Annotated in this window: 12 protein-coding genes and 1 pseudogene; 9 read left to right on the top strand and 4 right to left on the bottom strand. The window is 61.2% G+C overall.

The features are described from left to right. Positions 1-166: 166 nt before the first annotated feature. From ACYQ2I_RS16810 to ACYQ2I_RS16800, 3 genes are all read left to right on the top strand, one after another. Entirely contained in the window at positions 167-586 is a 420-nt protein-coding gene (locus ACYQ2I_RS16810; RefSeq protein ID WP_460168190.1) for a type II secretion system protein, read from the top strand. A 309-nt stretch (positions 587-895) separates the two neighbouring features. Beyond that, complete coding sequence (locus ACYQ2I_RS16805; protein WP_460168189.1) at positions 896-1,174, top strand: ferredoxin family protein; 279 nt, start codon at positions 896-898, stop codon at positions 1,172-1,174. 235 nt (positions 1,175-1,409) lie between these two features. Further along, complete coding sequence (locus tag ACYQ2I_RS16800; RefSeq protein ID WP_460168188.1) at positions 1,410-1,910, top strand: hypothetical protein; 501 nt, start codon at positions 1,410-1,412, stop codon at positions 1,908-1,910. A gap of 49 nt (positions 1,911-1,959) precedes the next feature. Here the strand turns inward: ACYQ2I_RS16800 and ACYQ2I_RS16795 are convergent, their stop codons facing one another. Together ACYQ2I_RS16795 and ACYQ2I_RS16790 are read right to left on the bottom strand one after the other, a co-directional pair. Next, a complete protein-coding gene (locus ACYQ2I_RS16795; RefSeq protein ID WP_460168187.1) occupies positions 1,960-3,144 on the bottom strand; it encodes a hypothetical protein in 1,185 nt (394 codons plus the stop codon). Between the two features lie 209 nt (positions 3,145-3,353). Beyond that, positions 3,354-4,688, bottom strand: coding sequence for an AGE family epimerase/isomerase (locus tag ACYQ2I_RS16790; RefSeq protein WP_460168186.1), 1,335 nt, complete (start codon positions 4,686-4,688; stop codon positions 3,354-3,356). Positions 4,689-5,315: 627 nt separating this feature from the next. On the opposite strand from ACYQ2I_RS16790, the gene ACYQ2I_RS16785 reads away from it, so the two are divergent. Then, positions 5,316-6,161, top strand: coding sequence for a hypothetical protein (locus tag ACYQ2I_RS16785; RefSeq protein WP_460168185.1), 846 nt, complete (start codon positions 5,316-5,318; stop codon positions 6,159-6,161). 15 nt (positions 6,162-6,176) lie between these two features. Here ACYQ2I_RS16785 and ACYQ2I_RS16780 read toward each other — a convergent pair whose 3' ends face one another. Continuing rightward, positions 6,177-7,955: an aldehyde ferredoxin oxidoreductase family protein gene (locus ACYQ2I_RS16780; RefSeq protein ID WP_460168184.1), complete on the bottom strand. Its 1,779-nt coding sequence runs from the start codon at positions 7,953-7,955 to the stop codon at positions 6,177-6,179. Further along, positions 7,942-8,355, bottom strand: a complete 414-nt coding sequence (locus ACYQ2I_RS16775; protein ID WP_460168183.1) for a 4Fe-4S binding protein — start codon at positions 8,353-8,355, stop codon at positions 7,942-7,944. The genes ACYQ2I_RS16780 and ACYQ2I_RS16775 overlap by 14 nt, the downstream gene beginning before the upstream one ends. A 453-nt stretch (positions 8,356-8,808) precedes the next feature. On the opposite strand from ACYQ2I_RS16775, the gene ACYQ2I_RS16770 reads away from it, so the two are divergent. The 5 genes and pseudogenes from ACYQ2I_RS16770 to ACYQ2I_RS16750 all read left to right on the top strand — a co-directional run bounded on the left by ACYQ2I_RS16770 (position 8,809) and on the right by ACYQ2I_RS16750 (position 15,032). Beyond that, positions 8,809-9,192, top strand: a complete 384-nt coding sequence (locus ACYQ2I_RS16770; protein ID WP_460168182.1) for a two-CW domain-containing protein — start codon at positions 8,809-8,811, stop codon at positions 9,190-9,192. 137 nt (positions 9,193-9,329) lie between these two features. Then, positions 9,330-10,787 carry a hypothetical protein gene (locus ACYQ2I_RS16765; RefSeq protein ID WP_460168181.1) on the top strand — a complete coding sequence of 486 codons (1,458 nt, stop codon included), beginning with the start codon at positions 9,330-9,332 and terminating at the stop codon, positions 10,785-10,787. Between the two features lie 223 nt (positions 10,788-11,010). Then, positions 11,011-12,174, top strand: coding sequence for an SAM-dependent methyltransferase (locus ACYQ2I_RS16760; RefSeq protein WP_460168180.1), 1,164 nt, complete (start codon positions 11,011-11,013; stop codon positions 12,172-12,174). Between the two features lie 696 nt (positions 12,175-12,870). Next, positions 12,871-13,038: pseudogene (locus tag ACYQ2I_RS16755) on the top strand (hypothetical protein); the annotation flags it as partial. A 20-nt stretch (positions 13,039-13,058) separates the two neighbouring features. Continuing rightward, a complete protein-coding gene (locus ACYQ2I_RS16750; RefSeq protein ID WP_460168423.1) occupies positions 13,059-15,032 on the top strand; it encodes a hypothetical protein in 1,974 nt (657 codons plus the stop codon). The last annotated feature ends 74 nt before the right edge of the window (positions 15,033-15,106 follow it).

Below are 15,106 nucleotides of genomic sequence, written 5' to 3'. Positions count from 1 at the left end.
GGTCACATCAAGCCGTGATCGATTTCGGCGGCGGGCCGGCTGGGGACGGATCGGTATTCGGGGCGAACAAATCGGTTCTGCACGCCGTTCGGTGCCGCTTTTATGAAGTGCCCCACGGCTGCGAAGCGTGCAAGCATCGACAACACAGAATGAGGGGTCGTCACACATGACCAAGAAACATCGCAACGCCTTTACACTGATCGAGGTTCTGATCGTCGTCGTCATCATGGCCATTCTTGCGGCGGTCATCATCCCGCAGTTCACGGCCTCCACCGATGATGCCAAGGAAAGCTCCACTGCTTTCAACACCCACGTGTTGCGGTCGCAGTTGGAGCTGTACAAGATCAACCACGGTTCGTATCCGGCCGATCTCAACCTGCTCACGATTGCCACCGACAAGGACGGAAACCCGGGCGGCGATTACGGCCCGTACATCGACCAGATTCCCGTCGAACCGAGTACCGGCAGCAACACCGTCGCCACGCAGCCTTCCAAGCCTGCGGCTCCGGTGGCGGGTGGTGCCGGTTGGGTGTACGTTCCGACGACCGGTGAGATCTACCCGAATACGGTTGAAGGCCTTCAATGAGGTGATCGGTTCGGCCGACTGACCGGCCGACCGTCCCAAGCGAATTCCGGCAGAAGAGGCCCGCGGGGGACACGTCGATTCGAGGTGTCCTCCGCGGTCGTTTCTTGTCCGGCAGGCTCACTGCCCGATCGAGGGAAAACTCGGCGTAACCCGCCGTGCGAGGCCGTTTCTTGACCCTCGGCAGGCAACTCCATAAGATGACGAACGATTTCCTACCGATGGGAAATCGATGATCAACACGGTGATTTTTTGCGTGTCGACCGATCGGGACCGGTGGTCCCCTAAGCACGATTGGAGGATTCCACGGCCATGGCTCATGTGGTTTGCAAGCCCTGCTACGAGTGCAAGTACACCGATTGTGTGGTGGTCTGCCCGGTCGAATGCTTCTACGAAGGGGAAAAGATGGTCTACATCCACCCCGACGAGTGCATCGACTGCGAGGCCTGCGTGCCGGAATGCCCGGTAGATGCCATTTTCTTGGACGAAAACGTCCCTGAAGAGTGGCAGGAATACATCCAAATCAACGCCGAAATGGCGCCGCAGTGTCCTGTGATCACCGAAAAGAAAACGCCCCTTTGCGAGCAGTGATCACACGGCCTACCGGCGGAATCGCTTAGGCCGACGGTGCCGCGGATCGAATCGGGGATCGCCGCAGGAAACAGCGCAGGTGATCCCCGTCTTCATGCGCTAACGAATTGAAACACCGCAAGGCGGCCCGTCTTTCGATCGGGCACGGGACGTTTCGGGCTCGTCAGGCTCGCAGCCGATGACCATAATGGGGCCGTGACGGAATCGGAAGCCAAGCCAACGAAGCGAAAGTGTCATGCCTGCGGTGGATGCGATCGGACAAATCATCGGTTTGAGTTTGCTGCTGATCGGCGGTGGGATGATGTGGGTACAAAAGGCGGCCTGGGAACGGGCCGAGCGAAAAGCCCGCATCAGCGCGGCCGAACGTGATTTTCTCCGTCGCAAGCTTCGCCGTCGCAACGTGGTCGGCATGATCGTCGCCGGGCTCGGCGTGATGTTCTTTGCCGGCGCGTATCTGGAACTCTTGGCCATCTCGGCGTGGTGGCTCATCGGCTACTGGTTTTTAGCCGGCTTGGCTTGTTTGTGGTTGGGGCTGTTGGCTGCCGCCGACATGCTTGCCGCCTGGCATTTCTACGGTAAACAACGTGACCGCGTGCAACTGGAAGAACTCAAGTTGCGTTACCAGGCCCGGCTTGCCGAGAAGCGAGCGCAAGAGGAAAGCGGCCCGTCGCGTGCCGAATCGGCCGATGCCGAAGCCGACGCCGCCGAGTCGCCGGATCATGAGTCCGGAGAATGATCGGCCGTTGGATAAAATCTTGTTGCTGCGACGAACGACGAAAAGGCGTTCAGCGGACTGCGCGATGCCAACCTGTCGCCGTGTCGTTCGGTATATGCGGAGCGGCGGGCGCTTCGTGAAAGGCGGTCGGCACGGCCGTGTCGGCAGGGGCCGCGGCTCGCGTCGTCGGCAAGGTAGGCTGTTCGGTCGACCGGCCAGCCGCGTTGGGAACTGCCGCTTGCGGATCGAACAAGAGGGGAGCCGGAGGCACGCTCGATTCGGAGGCCGCCGCGGAACCCTCGCTCGGGATAACCGCCGATTCGCCGGGTGATGAGGTCGTTCCGGTCGTCTTTTCTTCCGGCAAGCGACGCGGCTCTTGCGGGAGCGGTTTTGCCGGACCGGCCGCCAACGGTGCGGGCGGCATGCCCGGCGGGTCCACGTATTCCACGACGTCCAATTCCAGCGGGCTTTCGGCTTGAAGACGACGGCCGTCGTCGGTCGTATATCGGACATACAACCGAAGGTTCCGATGGACCGGCGGCTCGGCAGGCCAATGCAACCGCAACGGGATACCGCCGGACTTCGAGGCATCGACCAACAGGCGGCGAACTTCGTCTCGGCTCAAGTCCCAGCGAGCGATTCGCGACGATAGTCCCGGTAAGGCGGGATCAAGCACCACCACGGAAATCTCGGCGGGCGCAAAAAGCAGATTGCCGTCCGCGTCGAACGGACGCAACACGAACGTGATACCGTCGTCGCCGGGGCGTCCATCCTCTTCGAAACCGGAGGTCTTGCGAGGGTCGATCGCCACCGCAGTGACCTTTGTGCTGCCGGGGGTGACGGGAGTTCGGTACTCGGTGCGTGCGACCTCGCTCGGACGCGCGACGGAGGCTCCGTCGTCCGAATCGGGCGCGGCGCCCAGACTCTTCAACGCTTCTTCCGGCGGTGTTTCGTGATCGGGAAGCTCGACCTTCGGCAGCGAGACATCCGGCACGGTCGGGGCATCGGGCATCGAAGGAACCTCGACGGCAGGCGCATCGCCGACGGGTAGCCCCTGCTGTGCCCGCAGCTTCGCGTTTTCGGCCTTGCAGGCCTCCAGAGCGGCGTGGGCCTGCTCGAGGTGATCGGCCAATTGGTAGATGCGGTTTTCCAGGGCGAAGTTTTCTTGTTCCAACGCCGTGATCTCGGGACGCGCGCGGCACCCCGCCGTGCCGAGCACAATCGCGACGCACACGATCCACCAAGTCGATCTCATGGGAGGGAGGTTCCTGCAAACGCGCGGCAAGGTTTCGTATCGAGACGCATCGTCCGGTCGACGGTCGTTCCGACGCATCACACCGAGAGAACGGCCGACAGTCCGGCGAACGCGACTCTTTACCGATCCCGCACGCAGTAACGCAAGAGAGATCGCGCAAGATGCGTGAAATAGAGAAGGTGTGTTGTACGGGCGGGCAGTCGGCAGCGTTAATGCGAATCGTCCGAGGTCTCGTTTGCGGCGGCCAGTCGGCGGAGACGTTCGATCGTGTTCAGGATCGCCCGCGTGTTGTGGTAAGGGCCTTTCCACACTTGGGCCAAGTCGGCCGATTCGTCCGGTCCGTCTTCGGTGACAGTGGCGTACCATTCGCCGTACAGCGGATGAATTTGGTGGGCTTCGATGAAACGCCATTGACGGTAGAAGGCATTCCAGTACACGGCGTCGGGGGCGGGGAATCGCTCGTGCATCAATAGCAGGGCGTTCAAACCTTCGGCCTGCGTCCACCAAACTTTGTCGAGGGCGTAGGCCGGTTGAAAAGCGAATCCGCGATCGTAGAAACCGCCTTGTTTTTCGTCCCAGCCGTATTGCAGCGCGTGATCGACGAGGCTGCGGGCGACGGTAAGCGTTTTGGGATCGTGGGCCAGCCCCATGACTTCGGCGGCCTCGAGGAGCAGATAAGCCGTCTCGACATCGTGACCGAACGAGTCATGGTCGGGCACGGCGCGCCAGTCTCGCGTGAAATACAAATTCATGCATCCCGGTTCGACGACGATCTTGTCCCGCACGATGCGGAAGACTTCGTCGAGTCGTCGCCGCACGCCCGGATCGGGCCATACGCGATAGAGTTCGGTCAAAGCTTCGAGCAAATGAATGTGGCTGTTCATCGACTTGTAACCGTAGGGCGTTCCGAGCAAGTCGCGTTCGGTGTTCTGCCTGCCGTTCGTGCCGGGCTTGGGGCTTTCGAGGATCGGCCGTCCGGAGCGATGGAAGGCCTCGAAGTAGCCGCCGTACGACGGATCGTGTGCGTGCGCCTCGAGCCAGCGGAAGGTGTCTTGGGCCAGTTGCAACGCCTCGGGCGATTGGGCGGCGCGATAGGCTGTCGCGGCGGCATACATGCCGAACGACGTTCCGTAGAGATGCTTCTCGGTGCCGTAACGCGGGATCGGATTTCCCCGGCGGTCGAGTCCCCAATAGAATCCGCCGTCGCGATCGTCCCACATCGTTTGTTGCAAGAACCGAATGCCGTGCTCGACGAACGGACGAAATTCGTCCGCTCGCTCGGACGAGTGGAGCATGACGGCCGCCGCCGTCCAGGTCATGCGGGCCTGAAAGACGATCGTCTTGTCGTTGTTTTCTCCCGGCGTGTTGTCGTGCCGAACGTGCGGCAGAAAACCGCCGTACTCCCGATCGACGCACCGCGGATACCAGAACGGCAGCAGACGCTCGAAGCAATACGTTTCGAGATGGTCGGCAAGTTCGGCATATTCCCGGGCGGTGGGTTGCGGAATGGGGGCTTCGGCGGCGGATGCGGACGGCCTTTCCACGCATGTCGTGAATGTTAGAACAAGCCCGGCAAGGCACGGTAGCGTCGTTGTCATCGAAAAACGCGAGTATCGCGAATGCAGGAATGCCGATCGTCGGGTCATGGTACGATTCCTCCGCGAGTATGGGACGGCAATTTGGTGGGGAAGCCGCTGCGCCGTGCCGCGGCGAGCTGTGCACGGTGGCTCCGGCATCGGCTGCGGGAAGAACCGGTTTTCGCACAACGTCGGAGCGCCGTCCGGCAACACAGGATACTCGGCGGTGTTGCTTTTCGGCAACAAACTATCCCTTTCGACCGTGTGGCCGGTCGCGGCAGCGGGGGAAATTGTCCACGTTGAATGTCGATGCGGCAACCTGTAAACGTCGTATTTCGAGGCAAAACAGCGTTCTGGCATGAGGCGGCGACCGATTCTCGCGGTCTACGTGGGCATTAGGGTGAGAAACGGCATGCGGGTTGCTCCCTCTCCAGAGGAGACACACATGGCCGCATCCCTTCCGGCTTGCGTGTGGGGGCTCAACGGGGCAAACGCTTCCGGACAACCGGAAACGCCGGCGCTGTACGCGAAAAGGCAACGCCGGCTTCCGACGATCGGCACCAAGGAACTGCATCTGGAGACTGTCGGCATCTCATGCAGGCTCACGAATTTGCTGAACTTGCCACCCTTGTCGCCACCCACGGCCCGTCGCTTGTCCGATTGCCCGGTGAAATTCCGCGCGACGGTCTCGAAGATTATTGGATTGCTTCGAAGACGCGATTGGATGCCTGGGCGTCGTTTCTCAAACGTGTCGGCGACGACTCGTACAAGAAGCTGCGAAATCATCTGGCGGGCACGATCGAAGAAATCATCGTCAGCGAGATGCTTACGCGCGTTTGGGGGGCCGTGTTGACCGCCCACGACGAATTGCGGGAAGACGCCCTGGCCGGACCGATCGGCAAAACGATCATGTTGGGGCACGTGGAGATCCGAAATCGGGCGCTCCGGCACCTGGTTGATGGAAAAGTGCCGCTGTACGACGCGGTTCGGCTCAACCGCCTGGTCGAAAAGACGGAGCGCTGGACCGATCTGCTCGTAGGCCGCATCATGACACTGGCCGACGTTTCCGTCTTCGCGTTCGACGCAGGCCGCGCCCGCGACTTCTGCGACGATCTGTCGCGCCGAAAGGAAGATCCGGGCAGCCGACTGATTTGGCCGTTGCTGTTGTCGTCGTTGCGGGCGGGATATCGGCGATCGTTGTGTCCTCTCCAACCGCACACCGAATTGAACGATCGTGTAGCCGCGGCGGTGGTGTCGTGTTTCAAGGCCGAGATCTTCAGCGAGTCGGGAGTTCCCCGCCCGTACTGGTTGGCCCGATTGCTCACGCTGACCCACGATGCCCAGATGATCCTCGACGAAGCGATGACGTCCTTTCTCCGCGACGAAGGAACGCTCGAAGAGAACCGTCGTTGGAAGCGACTGCGGCGGTTCGGCCTGTAAGCACCCGAGGAGCGGCTACGTTCCCGCGGCGGCAAGGGCCTCGTCGATCAGCTTGCCGACCTCGGCGATGGTCGAACGCAGGTAGGCTTCGTCCCAGTTCTTGACGGGCGAAACCGTTTCGAGGATGCGCTTGGGAATGTGCAAGCGGTCGAGTGAAAAGCCTTCGCGGAACTTGTAGGCGTATTTTTCGGCGTAGATGCGGCGTCCGATCGATTCCAGTGCATGGGCGTCGAGGTCGATGCCCACGCTCGCCAAACATTGTTGAACGAGATCGTCGTCATAGATGCCGCGAGCGAAAAAGCACATCACCAGGCTGGACAGAATCTGCCGACGTACTTCTTCGTCGACGATGCGCCGGGCGGTTTCGGACGGCGACAACAGTTCCTTGACCAAGACCTTTTGGTCCAGGCTGTACCCGGCGTTGTCGAGATGGCTGTGCCGCGCGCCGACCAGAAAACCCAAATGGGAGGCCGGACCGGTGTGATAGCCGGGCATCTCGTTGCGCCCGTACGTCAAGGCGAAATCGGTGCCGCCGTACTTTTCGGCAACGGCATCGACCCCGCGGGCGAGCAGACGATAGAACTCGGTCGGCTGCGATACGATTCGCCGAGCGATCTCGCAATAGGTATCGGCATCGCCCCAGGCCGGCGTAAGACCGTCCGTCTCGGCGGTCGAGATCAATTTCTTCTCGAACGCCTCGGTGGTCCACGCCAAGGCGACGCCCGCCGTCATGGCGTCGAGCGCCGAATGCTCGATGGTGTCGACCAGTCGCAAGTAGCCGGCAGGATCACCGATCCCCAGCATCGAGCCGAGGGCGTACAACGTTTCGTAGTCGTACGAGATCATCGACGTCTTGTAGAAGTACGGCTCGTCCTCGCAGGGTTCACGCAGTGCCGCGATGTGAATGCAGGCGACCGGGCAATGCGAACAGGCGATGCGCCGCCCAAGGTAGTTTTCGGCCATCGCTTCTCCCGAGATCGCCTCGGCGTGTTCGAACCGTGAAGCCGTGAGGTTTCGCGTGGGAAGGCCGCTCATCGCGTTGAGCGGGGCGACGTTTTCGGCCGTGCCCAGATCGTGATATTTCTTCATCACGGCCGACTCGGTCGCCTCGTCGTAAATGCGGTCATAGAGCCGCCGATACAGCTTGCGGTCGGCGACGGGTAACGATCGTTTTCCGGCGACGACCAAGGCCTTGAGCTTCTTGGAGCCGAACACGGCCCCTAGGCCGAGCCGTCCGAAGTGGCGGTAGGTTTCGCAGGTAACGGCCGAATAGGTGACCAGGTTCTCGCCCGCTTTGCCGATCCGCATGATCGTGCGCAATCCGGCGCCGGTTTCGTTTTCGCGGATGATTTTTCCTGCCGTGAAGGCCGAGCCCATGCCCCACAGCGTGGTTGCGTCGCGAAAGCGAACCTTGTCGCCGTGGACGGAGACGTACACCGGCAGGTCGCTCGCTCCGCGGATGACGATCGCCCCGTAACCGGCCATGCGGATGGCGACGGCGCTGCGCCCGCCGCAATGGCTTTCACCCAGATTGCCGGTGTGCGGCGACTTGAACGCGGCGACCGTCTTCGAAGCCAGGGGAAAGTGGCCCGTCAGCGGACCGACGGCCAGGACGATCGGATTGTCGGGCCCGAGCGGATCGCATCCTTCCGGCGCGAGTTCGGTCAACAATCGGACGGCCGTTCCCGCCCCGCCGAGCACCTCGTCGACGAGATCTTCCCGCCGTTCGACATAGGATGTCTTGCGCGTCAGGTCGATATGCAGGACATTCGCAACCGGATCATTCGGAAGCATGGGCGACCTCGCGTTTTTCGAGCAAGAGTACCCCGTGCGGACAGAACTTGGCGCAGTAGCCGCAATGGATGCAGATCATCGGTTTCTCGGCCTCGTCGTCCCAAAAGACCGCGTCCAGGATGCAAGCGGTGCGGCAATGCCCGCAGCCGATGCAACGTTCGGCGACGAACTTGACTCCGCCCCCCTCGCGCAGTTCGAGGGCTTCGGTGGGGCAAACGCGGGCACAGGGCGGATCGACACATGCCCGACATACGATGACCGAAAAACCTCGCTCCATGCCGCCGGTCGATCGAATGCCGATACACGTTTCGGCCAGCCCGGTCCCGTGGCGACGGGCACAGGCGAACATGCAAAGCTGACAACCGACGCAGCGTTCCGTATCGACGACGGATAGTCGCATGAGGGACCTCCAGCAGGCGAATCGGCAAGCCGGTACGTCGGTAGCGCCGACGCAGCCGCGACCTTATTTCTTCGTTCTCGGGTGGAAAACCTTTTGCCGGTACGAAATAGTCGAGCCCTTGCGTAATCGATCCCATCGTCACACATCCCGGCGGCAACCACAAGCAAATGGACGGAGCGTTTGGGCGGCATCGCCTTTTCCCCACGGCAGGGAGACCCTCGAAAGTGATGAAAGCCGGCATTTGTCGGGAAACAAAATGTCTCCCTCGACGGGGGTGAGGGGTGTACCGAAAACGCAGTTTCGAAGGATGATCGCGGCTGCGTTCCACACGCTTTGCCCCCCTTGGGGACCGTACCGTCGCAAATCGTGGGGTAGGTTTACGTATCGAGAGCGAAACTTCGCCCACCAGGTTGTGCTTCTTTGACCCAAGTATCTTCTCAAGGTGCCCCATTGATGTCGAATTCCGAGTACCCTAAGGATCCGACGCCGGCCCGTCGACCGGCCCATAAACTGAACTGCTGGGAATTCTTCACGCAGGAGTCGGACTCCCGAAAGTGCGATGCGTGTCCCGTACGCGATGCCGTCGAATTTGACGGGATCAACGGTGGGACAAACGGCGGCCGGGCTTGCTGGGCGGTGCCGAAGGCACGCGCAGGCAACATCGCGGGGCCTGCGTTGCGATCTGCCGAGTGTGCCGTGTGTCCGTTCTATCAGCTCGTTGCATGCGAAGAAATGCCCGAAGTGATCGACAAGCGCCGCAATTCGCATGAATTCGGTTGTCACGACGATTTGTCGCTACCGCCGCCGGTCGTATCGTTTGTGCGCCGCTCGCGGTGATCCGCCGTAAACCGCCGAATTTCTGGAACTTTTCGCTTTCGGCCTGCTACCATTGAGAGGAGTGGTATGGCAGACGCCTTTCTTTAGAAGTTTCCTGATCGCCCGGCGGCGAGCGGAATTTGGAGTCGAGGAACATCATGGCGGCAAGTCGAGGATACCGGCGGCACATCGAATCGGCCGCAAGGATAGTCGGAGCGATGCTGTTGGCCGCTACCGTCTTCCTTGGCTCGCCTGGTTCGAAATGGAGTTTCGCGGAGGAGACGAACGATCTCCCTGGAGCCGCGGAGAGCGGCGACGATGCGACACCGGCGTTGCCGGCCGACGTTTTCGACAAACTGCGCTCGGTCGATTTTCAGCAAAAGATGACGCCGGTCTTGTCGGCGTTTCGGCAAGGGAATGCCGCGGCAGTGTTTCCTCGCTTGCAGGCCGAGGGGCTTGCGGGCTTGGTCTACCTGTTGGACAAGGCCTTTCCCGAGACGGCGATCGCCGGACCGTTAGAGATCGACGATCCCGAAATCGATCGGTTGATTGCCCAGATGGGCGATGCCCGTTCCGTCGTGCGCGAGCGGGCGTTTCGGCAACTGCTCGAACGAGGGCCGGTCGTCATCGGACGGCTGCGGCGAGAACTTACATCAGGCGATCCCGAAATCGCCTACCGGGCGAGTTTGATCATCGAGCAGTGGGAAACCAACGACGAGATCAACAAAGGCCAGTTCTACCATCAACTGTTCGGGTACATTCGCATGTTGCATGCCCCGGCCGAGGTTGAAGAGCTGATTCGACGGGCAAAGGAGATCGGAGTCCAGCCCGCCCCCGATCAATATCGGCAACAGTTCGTCGCCATGGCGATCGATCGTGCGATGGCGGTCGATCCGCAAAAGTATTCGACGGAGTTGATTCCGCTGGTCACGGCGCCCAGTGTGCAGATTCGCACGAACGTCGCCCGCTACGCCATGATGCGGGGAGTATCGACGCCGTTGGCCGAGGCCGTGTTGGCGTCGGATGATCCCCAAGTGCTGAACATGGCGTTGGCGATGCTGTCGGCCGTCCCTCCCGACCGGGAAGAGAAGATCAAGGGAATCTTGAAGAAACAGTTTCGCTCGGAAGATGCCTCGATTGCGGAGTGTGCCGCGAGCGGATTGTGGAAGTTGTTTCGCGACGAAGAGGCCGTCGACTACCTGATCGAACGTATCGAGTCGTATCAGGGCAATCCGCCGGCTTCGCTGATGTACGGGCTGAATCGGCCGCCCACTTACGGCGAAGGTCCGCCCCCGGAGAAGATCGCCGCGATCGTCGATGAGCTGCTGGCCGTCGACAACAATGCGACGCGGCAGGCGGCGGTTCGCACGCTTTTCTCGTATCGTGATCGCAGTGTTCTCGAACGCACCGTGAAACTGGTCGGCGACGAAGATCAGCCGTTTTCGAATTACGTGATCAGTATCTTGCGGACACAAGGGAAGGCGTACTATCCGAAGGATCTCTTGATCGAACTTCTCGAATCGGAACGCGATCGGTACGACTCGCCCGAAATCAAGAGCCGTTTCGATTCCCTTCTGACGCTGTTGAAGACCGGCGAGCCGAGTACGCCTCGTTGAAGTTCCGGCGACGCGGTTCGGGACGCATGCGGCTTTGCCGCACCGGACGTGTTTCGGATATTTCCCGACTTGCACGCCCGGCGATCGCGGGCGAAGATAGGCCTTCCCTTCCTCTTGCGAGCGGGCTTCAGGACGATTCGATGCTCGACGCCGAAATGTCGGGCGCGGTCGTGTGGTCGAGACGGCGCATCGTCGCCCCGGTACACCGGTACGGTAGGCAACCATGGAATTGGCTTCGCGATTCGTGTTTCTCACCTGTCGGATTGGCGCCGAACGGGTGGTCAAGACGCTCGTCGCGCGCGAATACCCGAATTTGCGGTTCGCGTTTTCACGGCCGGGGTTCTTGACGTTCAAGACGGCCGACGATTCGCACGTGGCCGAGGGATATCGGTTGGAATGCCCTTTCGCACGTCGCTGGGGCTTGTCGCTGGGCAAAGTACCGATCGACGAGCCCGATTGGCCGCAGCGGATTTGGGCTGCCGTCGAAGGAGCACGGGTTCGGGCGGTGCACGTTTGGCCGCGCGATCCAAGCGGAGGCGATCCGGATGAGACGAGTGCGCCTTGGCCGGAAGAAGTGCGCGCCGTTGAACGCAGACTCTTGGAAGCGGCACCGGCCGACCTCCGCCCACGACTGACGGAAGTGAGCTCGCAATTGCCGGAATTGCCGCAGGGTTCGGTCGATGATACGCAATCGAACGACCAGGACGCCTTTTGGCATTTGGATGCCCACAAGACATCCCTTGCCGCGGGGGATTGGGTGCTTGATTGTGTCGTCGTCGATCCGGGAGAATATTGGTTCGGCTGTCATCTGGTGACGGACGACATTCAATCCCACTGGATCGGGGGGCGGCCGCCGATCGCCCTACCGAAACATGCCGTCTCCAGGGCCTATTTGAAGATGGAAGAGGCCTTGCGGTGGTCGGCGTTTCCGATCCCGCCGGGTGCCCGCTGGGCCGAGTTGGGAAGTGCCCCCGGCGGTGCTTCCCAGGCGCTGCTCGATCGAGGGTATGAGGTCCTCGGTGTCGATCCCGCCGAAATGCATCCTGCGGTTGCGTCTCACCCACGGTTTCGACATCTGCGGCGGCGCGTTCCGCAAGCGCGGCGACGCGAATTCCGCAAAGTTCGATGGTTGGCGGCCGACATGAACGTCGCGCCCGGCTACACCCTCAACGCCGTGGAAGGCATCGTGACCTATCCGGAATGCCGCGTTCGGGGCTTGATCCTCACGCTGAAACTGACGGATTGGAAGCTCGTCGACGCGTTGCCCGCCGCCGTCGATCGGATTGCCTCTTGGGGGTATGAGACGATCCGTTTGCGACAACTTTGGCACAATCGACAAGAAATATGTGTCGCGGCCTACCGATCGGGTGTGCATCGTCGTGACTGAAATCAATTTCAAGGGCGCACAGTCACTGCAATCGATGTAGACGGATTTATTCGTTCGTTAGGCACATCCTGACGAAGTCGGGGGACACGCGCGTTGCATATGTTCGGTGTCACAAGTAAGTTGCACGATACTGCTATGAAAACGGCGACAGGGACCGATTGATATCGTGTGCGTTATCTGGTCAATCTGAGTTGCCGGTTTAAGCGGCGCAAAATGTAGCACCTGGGCTGCTCAGGCAGAGGGGCCGTGGGGACCGGTCGGGTGCGGTCGCACGACTCGGTGAGCTGCCCGCAGCAATTTTTGGGTGATAAACGACTATGAGGACTCACATTCACGGCGCAGTGGTCTTGGTTGCCTTGGGCATCGGATTCTCGGCAGGCGGAATCTCGCCGGCCGAAACGGAGGTTGCCTCCACCGAAAGCGGAGCGGTTCGATTTCATGTGGAAGTCGTGCCGGGCGACGATACGTTCGATCCGCTGCCTCTCGACGAAGCGGAGCCCGAAACCCGTGTCGGTGAATGGTTCGAGTCGGTCGATCTCTTTCCCGCCTTGGTCGATGTCATGCCCTACGGAGAACCGCTCGACGACTTCGCTGTGCGCTTCGATGAAGACGTTGTCGATGAGGCGGCCGGCGAAGATGCCGCTTCCGACGGACCGGAACTGGGCGTTCCGATGACGGACGAAAAGGCCGAAGAATCTGTCGATCACTCGAAATCGGACGCCCCCGAAGGCGGGGCCCCGGCGGCGGATCAACGCGAAGCGACCGAACCCGATTCGCAATCGCAAGAAGCAAAAGAAGAAACGCCGAACGAAGAAAAACCGGAACCGGTCGGAGCCGATCGGGAAAAGCAGCGAGAGAAAGTGCTTCGCGAATTCGGGCAAGCAATGGCCGATGCGTTGGATGCGAAAGTCGGCCACCCCGAGGCGGCCGGGATTGCGGCGTTGCTTCGCCCCGAAATCGAAACGCAGCTTGAAAGTCGGCGTATCGATTCGCGGTTCCGCACGTTTCGATCGTACTTGGCCGGTCGGTTGCGGGCGACGGATCGCGAGTATACCGGCTCGGAGGTCAACGGATTGTGCCGTCTTTCGTGGTACGAGCAGTTGTATCTCGATCCGCTTTCGGCACCGGCGGCCGCCGAAGAATTTACCCGCAAGCTCCATGCCGGATTGAAACGGGCCGATGCCGTCGGCACGACCGCGGCGCTGGCGGTAGCACGGCCGAAGATGGACGTGCCCGCGGCGACCGAGCGGTTCGTCTTGCCGAAACCCGCTTCGCCGGAGGAAGCCGTCCTTTCGGTCCAGTCGGTGTTGCTTCAGGCGCACCGGAACTACGCGGCGATGATCGAGCCGCTGGAAGAAAAAGAAGTCGCCGACATGGCGCGGAACCTCTATTCGACCCTTACGACCAACGCCAGCGTGGGGCACACGGTGAACAGTCGCAGTTACGCACGGCGTTTATGCAAGCTGATGTTGAAGATGAACCGGTCGGCCCAATTCGATTTGGCCGAAACCCTGGCCCAGTTGCTCGCGACCGATTTGTTGACCGAATTGGCGAAGCTCGACGGCACCGGCGATGCCTCGTTGAGCGTGGAAGGGATCACCGGGCCGATCGTTCGCGTCATCGAAACCGAAACCGGCACGATCGTCATCGGCGGCTCGGCGTCGAATCAATACGATCTCGAGACGGCGAAGCAGGTTCGCGCCGTGATCGATCTGGGCGGGAACGACGTCTATCTCGAAGGTACCGCAAATGTCTCGCGACCCGTACTCATCGTGATCGACCTGGCGGGCGACGACCGCTATCAAGGTAAACAGCCCGGTATCCAGGGCGGATCGCTCTTGGCCGGATCGATCCTCATCGATGCGTCGGGCGACGATGTCTACCAGGCGCAAAGCGTGGCCCAAGGTTCGACATTGGCCGGTGTCGGAATCTTGGCCGATCTGAACGGTAATGACCGATACGTCGGTCTGCGACGTGTCCAAGGCCAGGCGCTCGGCGGCGTCGGCCTGTTGATCGAAGGGGCCGGAACCGACGACTACCACGCCGCGATGTGGGACCAGGGATTTGCCGGCCCGCTCGGTTTCGGCGTCCTTGAAGACATCTCCGGGAACGATCACTACTACACGGGTGGTCGCTATTACGACTCATATCCCGAAACGCCCGGTTACGAAGGTTGGGGGCAAGGCGTCGGCTCGGGGCTGCGCGGCGTCGCCGACGGCGGATTGGGCGTGCTCCTGGAAGGTTCCGGTGACGACACCTACGAGTACGACTACTTCGCTCAAGGCGGCGGATATTGGCTCGGCATGGGATTCGCCCGCGACTTCGAGGGGAACGACAACCGACTCGGGGCGACCTTGAAAGCCTACACGGGATCGTCTCGGACGGAACGCCGGTTCCAACGCTTTGCCAATGGATTCGGCTGTCACTACGCCCTCGGATTTTTGATCGACGATGCCGGCAACGATGCCTACGGCGGCACGATCATGAACATCGGGTTTGCCTGGGATGCTTCGATCGGCGTGTTGATGGAGTTCGCCGGCGACGACCAATACCTGGCGACCGGCAGCGGTTCGCAAGGCAGCGGGGCTCAGGGAAGCCTCGGCATCTTGTTCGACTACCGCGGCGCCGATATCTACAAAGGCTACGGGCAAGGTTATGCCTCGTCGAACATCACGTATCACAATCCGTCGGCCTGCGGCGGAAACTTTAGTTTCGTGATCGACTACGGCAACACCGATACCTACGGTTGTCGCGCGGCAAACAACCGGATCAGCCGGCGCGGAACGTCGGGCGGGTTCATCGTTGATCGGCCCGCCCCGGGCGAACTCGAAGCCACCACCACTGCCGCAGAAAAATAACGCAATCTTCGCCGATATGCGCGACGGAACATCTGCGGGAACCGGTCGGCATACGCCGGCCGGTTCGCTTCGTA

It is taken from the genome of Thermostilla marina, assembly GCF_054657455.1.
Note: the sequence above shows the minus strand (reverse complement) of the source record. Positions and strands in the feature narration are given on the sequence as shown.